The organism is Bradyrhizobium sp. UBA2491 (assembly GCF_002341725.1).
In the GTDB taxonomy this organism is placed as follows: Bacteria; Pseudomonadota; Alphaproteobacteria; order Rhizobiales; family Xanthobacteraceae; genus Bradyrhizobium.
Genome location: NZ_DDOP01000030.1, coordinates 63,688 through 71,203 on the forward strand (window position 1 = coordinate 63,688; position 7,516 = coordinate 71,203).

Here is a 7,516-nt window from a genome sequence, read left to right on the forward strand (position 1 = left end):
TCGCGTAGCGCGCTGTTCGCTACTCGCCATTCGCTATTCGCCTCCAAAAGGAGAAACTCCATGGCCCCGGCACAAGTGATCCGCCTGCACGCCGACGACAGCGTCCTGATCGCGCGCGCGAGCCTGCCGCCGGGGCTTGCGGTGGCTGATGGCGTCACCACGGTCGATCGCATTCCGGCCGGCCACAAGGTCGCGATCAAGCCGATCGCGACGGGCGAGCCGATCCGGCGCTATGGCCAGATCATCGGATTTGCGACGCAGGCGATCGCGCCCGGCCAGCATGTGCATACCCAGAACTGCGGCATGGGCGATTTCGCCAAGGACTACGCCTATGGTGTCGACGTCAAGCCGGTGCCGAACTTCGATCTACCGGCGACCTTCGAGGGCATCCGCCGCGCCGACGGCCGCGTCGCGACGCGCAATTATATCGGCATCCTCACCTCGGTGAATTGCAGCGCCCATGTCGCCGGGATCGTCGCCGACATGTTCAAGAAGAATCCGTTCACCGGCGACGATCCGCTGGCCGACTTCCCGAATGTCGACGGCGTCGTCGCGCTGACCCACAAGACCGGCTGCGGCATGACCCAGGACGAGCCGCTGGCGCTGCTTCGCCGCACGCTCGGTGGCTACGCCCGCCACGTCAATTTCTCCAATGTGATCGTGCTCGGCCTCGGTTGCGAGGTGAACCAGATCGGCGGCCTGATGGCCGAGCAGAAGCTCGCCGGCCGTCTGCGCGCGATGGACATCCAGGAGGTCGGCGGCACCCGCAAGACGGTGGAAGCCGGTGTGGCCTTCGTGAAGGAAGCGCTCACTGACGCCAACAAGGTCCAGCGCGAGGCGGTGCCGGCGAGTGAGTTGACGGTGGCGCTGCAATGCGGCGGCTCGGATGGTTACTCCGGCGTGTCGGCCAATCCGGCGCTCGGCGCGGCGAGCGACCTGCTGGTCCGTCACGGCGGCACCGTGATCCTGTCGGAGACCCCTGAGACCTACGGCGCCGAGCATCTGCTGACGCGCCGCGCCGTCAGCCGCGAGGTCGGCGAGAAGCTGGTCGGCCTGATGCGCTGGTGGGAGGAATACACCCAGCGCGAGGGCGCCGAGATGAACGCCAATCCGAGTCCCGGCAACAAGGCCGGCGGTCTGACCACGATCCTGGAGAAGTCGCTCGGCGCGATGGCCAAGGCCGGCAGCACCAACCTGGTCGATGTGCTGCACTATGCCGAGCCGGTCACCAAGAAGGGCTTCGTATTCATGGACACGCCCGGCTACGACCCGGTCGCAGCGACCGGGCAGGTCGCCGGCGGCGCCAACCTGGTCTGCTTCACCACTGGCCGTGGCAGCGTGTTCGGCTGCAAGCCTGCGCCCTCGATCAAGCTCGCCACCAACACGCCGATGTACAAGCGGATGGAAGACGACATGGACGTCAATTGCGGCACCATCCTCGACGGCGAGGAGAGCGTGCAGGAATGCGGCCAGCGCATCTTCGACCTCATCCTCAAGACCGCCTCGGGCCAGCCGACCAAGAGCGAGAGCTTCGATTTCGGCGGCGCCGAGTTCGCGCCGTGGGTGCTCGGAGCCACGATGTAGCCACGTCACCAGCATGACGTGGCATGTTCGACCTGATGGAGGACACATGCGCGCGCGTCGGTCGGGAATCTTTGGATGCCTCGCATTGCTCGCCGCGCTCAGTCTTGGCGCCGTATCGGCTGACGCCGCGACCATCGTGGCGCTTGGCGCGAGCAACACCTACGGCAAGGGCGTGGCGCGCAACCAGGCCTATCCCGCGCAGCTCGAAGCGATCCTGCGGGCGAAGGGGCTGAATGTCCGCGTCGTGAACGCCGGCATCAATGGCGATACCACGGAAGGCATGCTGCAACGGCTGGACCGGGCGGTTCCGAACGGGACCAGCGCGGTTATTCTCCAGCCGGGCGGCAATGACCGGCGCAAGGGCAGCCCGGACCGGACCGCGGATATTCAAAGCCGACTCAGTGCCCGTGGCATCAAGGTGATCATGCTCTCGAACGGGATGCTGGGCGGACTTCCGCATCAGCCCGATGGTGTACACTTGACTCCCGAGGGCTATCACATGCTCGCCCAGCAGCTTGCTTCGCAGGTCTCGGGCCCGATCGGACGTTAGTCCCGTAGCCCGGATGGAGCCATCGGGCGCGCGTTCGCGCGACCCGTTGGCTCCATCCGGGCTACGGCCCCGCTCGCCGCTTGGGCACTCCGTGCCCGTTGTTAGTGCTTGATGTCGACCGGAACCAGTGTTCTGCTCAAAAAAGCTGCTGGAGTCCTCGGTCCGTGTCGATATCGGTCGCACTGCATCACGTCACGCATTACAAATACGACCGGCCGATCGAACTCGGGCCCCAGACCATTCGGCTCCGGCCCGCGCCGCATACGCGCACGCCGATCCTGAGCTATTCGCTCAAGGTCACGCCATCAAATCACTTCGTGAACTGGCAGCAGGACCCGCAGGGCAACTGGCTGGCACGCTACGTCTTTCCGGAGAAGGCGACCGAGCTCAAGGTCGAGGTGGATTTCACCGCAGAGATGACGGTGGTCAACCCGTTCGATTTCTTCGTCGAGCCCTATGCCAACAGCTTCCCGTTCGAATATCCCGGCGATCTCAAGGCCGAACTTGCGCCGTATCTCGAGACGGACGAACCGGGCCCGCTGCTCGCCGCATACCTCAACGATATTCCGCGCAGGGCCGACAGCACCGTCAACTTCCTTGTCGAGCTGAATGCGCAGTTGCAGAAGAGGATCGGCTACATCGTTCGCATGGAGTCCGGCGTGCAGACGCCGGAGGAGACGCTGGCCGCAAACTCCGGCTCCTGCCGCGATTCGGCCTGGCTTCTGATCCAGGCATTGCGCCATCTCGGGCTCGCGACGCGCTTCGTCTCCGGCTACCTCATCCAGGTCCGGCCCGACATCGATCCGATCGAGGGGCCGCGCGAGGTCGAGAGCGATTTCACCGACCTGCACGCTTGGGCCGAGGTCTACCTGCCTGGCGCGGGCTGGATCGGTTTCGACGTCACGTCCGGCATGCTGACCGGCGAGGGACACATCCCGGTCTGCGCCACGCCGCACTACCGCTCGGCTGCGCCGGTGACCGGAACCGCAGGCGCCGCCAATGTCGAGTTCGGCTTCGAGATGAGCGTCAAGCGCATCCGCGAAGCGCCGCGGATCACCAAGCCGTTCTCCGATGAATCCTGGGCGCGGCTCGACCGGCTCGGCGAGCAGATCGACGTCGATCTGACAAAGGACGACGTGCGGCTGACCATGGGCGGCGAGCCCACCTTCGTCTCGGTCGACGATCTGGAATCGGCGGAATGGAACGTCGCCGCGGTCGGCCCGACCAAGCGCGCGCTGGCCGACGAATTGATCCGCAAGCTACGCACGCGGTTCGCGCCCGGTGGCCTGCTGCATTACGGCCAGGGTAAATGGTATCCCGGCGAGAGCCTGCCGCGCTGGGCGTTCGGGCTGTACTGGCGCAAGGACGGCAAGCCGATCTGGAACAATGCCGAGCTGATCGCGAGCATCGAAAACCCGCGCAAGGCCGAGGTCGCGGACGCCGGGCGCTTCGTCGAGGCAATCGCAACACGGCTTGGTCTTGGTGCGGATTACGTCATGCCGGCCTATGAAGACCCCGCCTTCTGGCTACAGCGCGAAGCCGGCCTGCCGGCCAACGTGACCCCCGACAATTCCAGGCTGACCGATCCGGAAGAGCGTGCACGTCTCGCGCGGGTGTTCGACGAGGGGTTGACCACGCCGAAGGGCTATGTGCTGCCGATCCAGCGCTGGAATCCGCTCGCGGATCGCGTGCCGGCGCGCTGGCGCAGCGAGCGCTGGAAGCTCCGGCGCAGCCATCTGTTCCTGTCGCCCGGCGATTCCCCGCTGGGCTTGCGGCTCCCGATCGCCTCGCTCGAATATGTTCCCCCGGATGACTACCCCTACATCGTCGAGCGCGATCCGATGGCGCCGCGCGACGCGCTTTCAGACGAGCTGAAGCAAGCGTTGAAGGAGATCCCCGAGCCGCTGCCGGTGCGCACCGCAATGTCGATCGAGGTGCGCGATGGCGTGCTGTGCGCCTTCATGCCGCCGGTCGAGAAGGTCGAGGATTATCTCGATCTGATCGCCGCGATCGAAGCCGCCGCAGAAGAGTTGCAGCTGCAAGTCCACGTCGAAGGCTACGCGCCGCCGTTCGATCCACGCATCGAGGTGATCAAGGTGACGCCCGATCCCGGCGTGATCGAGATCAATGTGCAGCCGGCGCAGAGCTGGCGCGAGGCCGTCGACATCACCCTCGGCCTCTACGAGGACTCCGCGAAGATCCGACTCGGCGCCAACCGCTTCCTGATCGATGGCCGCCACACCGGCACCGGCGGCGGCAACCACATCGTGGTCGGCGGCAGCAAGCCGGAGGATTCGCCGTTCCTGCGCCGGCCGGACCTGTTGAAGAGCCTCGTGCTGTATTGGCAGCGGCATCCGTCGCTGTCCTATCTGTTTTCCGGCATGTTCATCGGCCCGACCAGCCAGGCGCCACGGATCGACGAGGCGCGGCATGACGGGCTCTATGAACTGGAGATTGCGCTGGCGCACGTGCCGCCGCCTGGGATGGACGCGCCGCTATGGCTGGTCGACCGGCTGTTCCGGCACATCCTGGTCGACATCACCGGCAACACCCATCGCGCCGAGATCTGCATCGACAAGCTCTATTCGCCTGACGGGCCGACCGGCCGGCTCGGCCTGGTCGAATTCCGTGCGCTCGAAATGCCGCCCGACCCACGCATGTCGCTGGCGCAGCAGCTGTTGATCCGCGCGCTGATCGCCAAGCTGTGGCGCGAGCCGCAGCAGGGCAAGTTCGTGCGCTGGGGCACCGCGCTGCATGACCGTTTCATGCTGCCGCATTTCCTCTGGGAGGATTTCGTGGGCGTGCTCGCCGAGCTCAGGCGATCCGGCTACGACGTCGAACCGGAATGGTATCAGGCCCAGCTCGAATTCCGCTTCCCCGCCTTCGGCCGCGTCCATCATGGCGGCGTCGGCCTCGAACTGCGGCAGGCGCTCGAGCCCTGGCACGTGCTGGGCGAGGAGGGCACCGCGGGCGGCACCGTGCGGTATGTCGATTCATCGGTCGAGAGGTTGCAGGTCAAGGCGACGGGTTTCATCGAGGGCCGCCATGTCATCACCTGCAACGGCCGGCGGATGCCGATGACCGAGACTGGCCGCGCTGGCGAGGCGGTGGCCGGCGTCCGCTTCAAGGCCTGGCAGCCGGCGTCCGGCCTGCATCCGACCATTCCGGTGCACGCGCCGCTGACCTTCGACTTGATCGACACCTGGAACGGCCGCTCGCTCGGCGGCTGCGTCTATCACGTCGCCCATCCCGGCGGCCGCAACTACGAGACCAAGCCGGTCAATTCCTACGAGGCCGAGGCGCGGCGGCTGGCACGCTTCCAGCCGCATGGCCATACCCCCGGCAAGATCGAGGCGCCGCCAGAGGAACGCACAATTGAGTTTCCCTTGACCCTCGACTTGCGGACGCCGCTCCTGCACTAATTGTGTCGAGGGGAAGTGCAATGACCGTGTCGGGTGGGCAAGGCAACAGTCAGGAGAGCAGGGCCCGTCCCCGCCAGCGCCGGATGGCGCAATGGACCCGCGATTATGTCCGGCTTCCGGGCATTCCGGATGAATATATTGCCGACAACGGTGCGCCACGGCCGGTCTGGAGCCGCTTCTTCGATGCGTTCGCCGCGCTGTCGCCGGCCGATATCGAGCGCCGCTTTGCCGCGGCCGACCGCCATCTGCGTGAGGCCGGCGTCACCTATCGGGCGCCGGGCGATACCTCCGACCGGATCTGGCCGCTCAGCCATCTGCCGCTGATCATCGATGCGGCCGACTGGCGCCAGCTCGCCGCCGGCGTCGCGCAACGCGCGCAGCTCCTGGAAATGGTGCTGGGTGATCTCTACGGCGAAGGCCGCCTGGTCGCCGAAGGTGCGATCCCCGCGGCGGCGATCGCCGGCAGCAGCGAGTATCTGCGCGCCGTCAGCGGCATCAAGCCGCCCGGCGGCCGCTATCTGCATCTCTATGCCGCTGACATCGGCCGTGGGCCCGATGGCCGTTGGTGGGTGCTCGGAGATCGCACGCAGGCGCCGTCCGGCGCGGGCTATGCGCTGGAGAACCGCCTGGTGCTGTCGCGTGCCTTTTCCGATCTCTACAAATCGATGAATGTCGAGCGGGTAGCGCCGTTCTTCGAAGCGTTCCGTGATTCACTTCGCGCCAGCGCCGATCGCGACGAACCGCGGATTGGTCTGCTCACGCCTGGCGCGTTCAGCGAGACCTATTTCGAGCACGCCACGCTCGCCCGCTATCTCGGCTTCCTCCTGGTCGAGGGCGATGATCTCGCCGTCTCCGGCGATCGCATCCACATCCGCACCGTCGCCGGGCTGAAGCGGCTCGACGTGCTGCTGCGGCGGGTCGATTCCAACATGCTCGATCCGCTCGAGCTCGACGCGTCCTCCTATCTCGGCGTGCCGGGCCTCGTCGAGGTGCTGCGCAAGGGTGGCGTCGTGGTCGCCAACATGCCAGGCTCCGGCGTGCTGGAGGCGAGGGCGCTGCTCGGCTTCCTGCCCAATCTCTGTCGACGTTTGCTCTCCGAAGACCTGATGATGCCGCACATCGCGACGTGGTGGTGCGGCCAGAAGTCCGCCCGCGAACAGGTGTTGTCGCGGCTCGACGAGTTCGCGATCGAGGGCGCCTATGGCCGCGGCGTTGCGGACTTTCCGGGCAATGGTCCGGTGCTGCCGGGCGAATTGTCGGCGGCGGACCGCGACCGCCTGAGGGATGCGATCAGCCACCGCGGCATCGACTATGTCGGCCAGGAGCTGGTGCGGCTGTCCACGACGCCGGTGTGGGAGAACGGCCGGATCGCGCCGCGTCCCTTCGTGCTCAGGGTGTTCGCGGCGGCAACGCCGAATGGCTGGACCGTGCTGCCCGGCGGCTTCTGCCGGATCGCCGATCGGGCCGATGCGCGCGCGGTATCGATGGGTGACGGCGCGGTGTCCGCCGACGTCTGGGTGGTCTCCGACAAGGCTGTTGCGACCTCGACCTTGTTGCCGGCGGTCGACACCGTCCGCATCCGCCGCATCGCCGGCGTGTTGCCGAGCCGCGCCGCCGACAATCTGTTCTGGCTCGGCCGCTATCTGGAGCGCGCCGAGGCCACCATCCGCCTGATCCGCGCACTGTGCACGCCGCTGCGCGATCAGGCGCGGGCGAATGCGAGCGGTACCGCACCGACGATGCATTCGGCCGAGCGCATCCAGCGCATGCTGGTGGCCTGGGGCGCGGCCTCGCAGACCGCGCGCGCCAACCCCGCCAAGGTCGCGCTCGAAGCGCTGCAAAGCGAGGACAAATTCGGCTCGGCGCTGTCGCTGGTGCGATCGGCGCAGCGCACGGCCACGGGCTTGCGCGAGCGGCTGTCGCCAGATGCGTGGCAGGTCATCACCGAGATGGCCGACCG

At 66.8% G+C, this 7,516-nt stretch carries 4 protein-coding genes; all 4 read left to right on the forward strand.

What is annotated here, in order from left to right:
- The first annotated feature begins 60 nt into the window (after positions 1–60).
- Entirely contained in the window at positions 61–1,584 is a 1,524-nt protein-coding gene (locus B2W55_RS08980) for a UxaA family hydrolase (protein ID WP_024579425.1), read from the forward strand.
- Between the two features lie 46 nt (positions 1,585–1,630).
- Entirely contained in the window at positions 1,631–2,134 is a 504-nt protein-coding gene (locus B2W55_RS08985; RefSeq protein ID WP_024579426.1) for a GDSL-type esterase/lipase family protein, read from the forward strand.
- Positions 2,135–2,298: 164 nt separating this feature from the next.
- Positions 2,299–5,556: a DUF2126 domain-containing protein gene (locus B2W55_RS08990; RefSeq protein WP_024579427.1), complete on the forward strand. Its 3,258-nt coding sequence runs from the start codon at positions 2,299–2,301 to the stop codon at positions 5,554–5,556.
- Positions 5,557–5,576: 20 nt separating this feature from the next.
- A partial coding sequence (locus tag B2W55_RS08995) for a circularly permuted type 2 ATP-grasp protein (protein WP_291532211.1) occupies positions 5,577–7,516 on the forward strand: 1,940 nt, incomplete at its 3' end.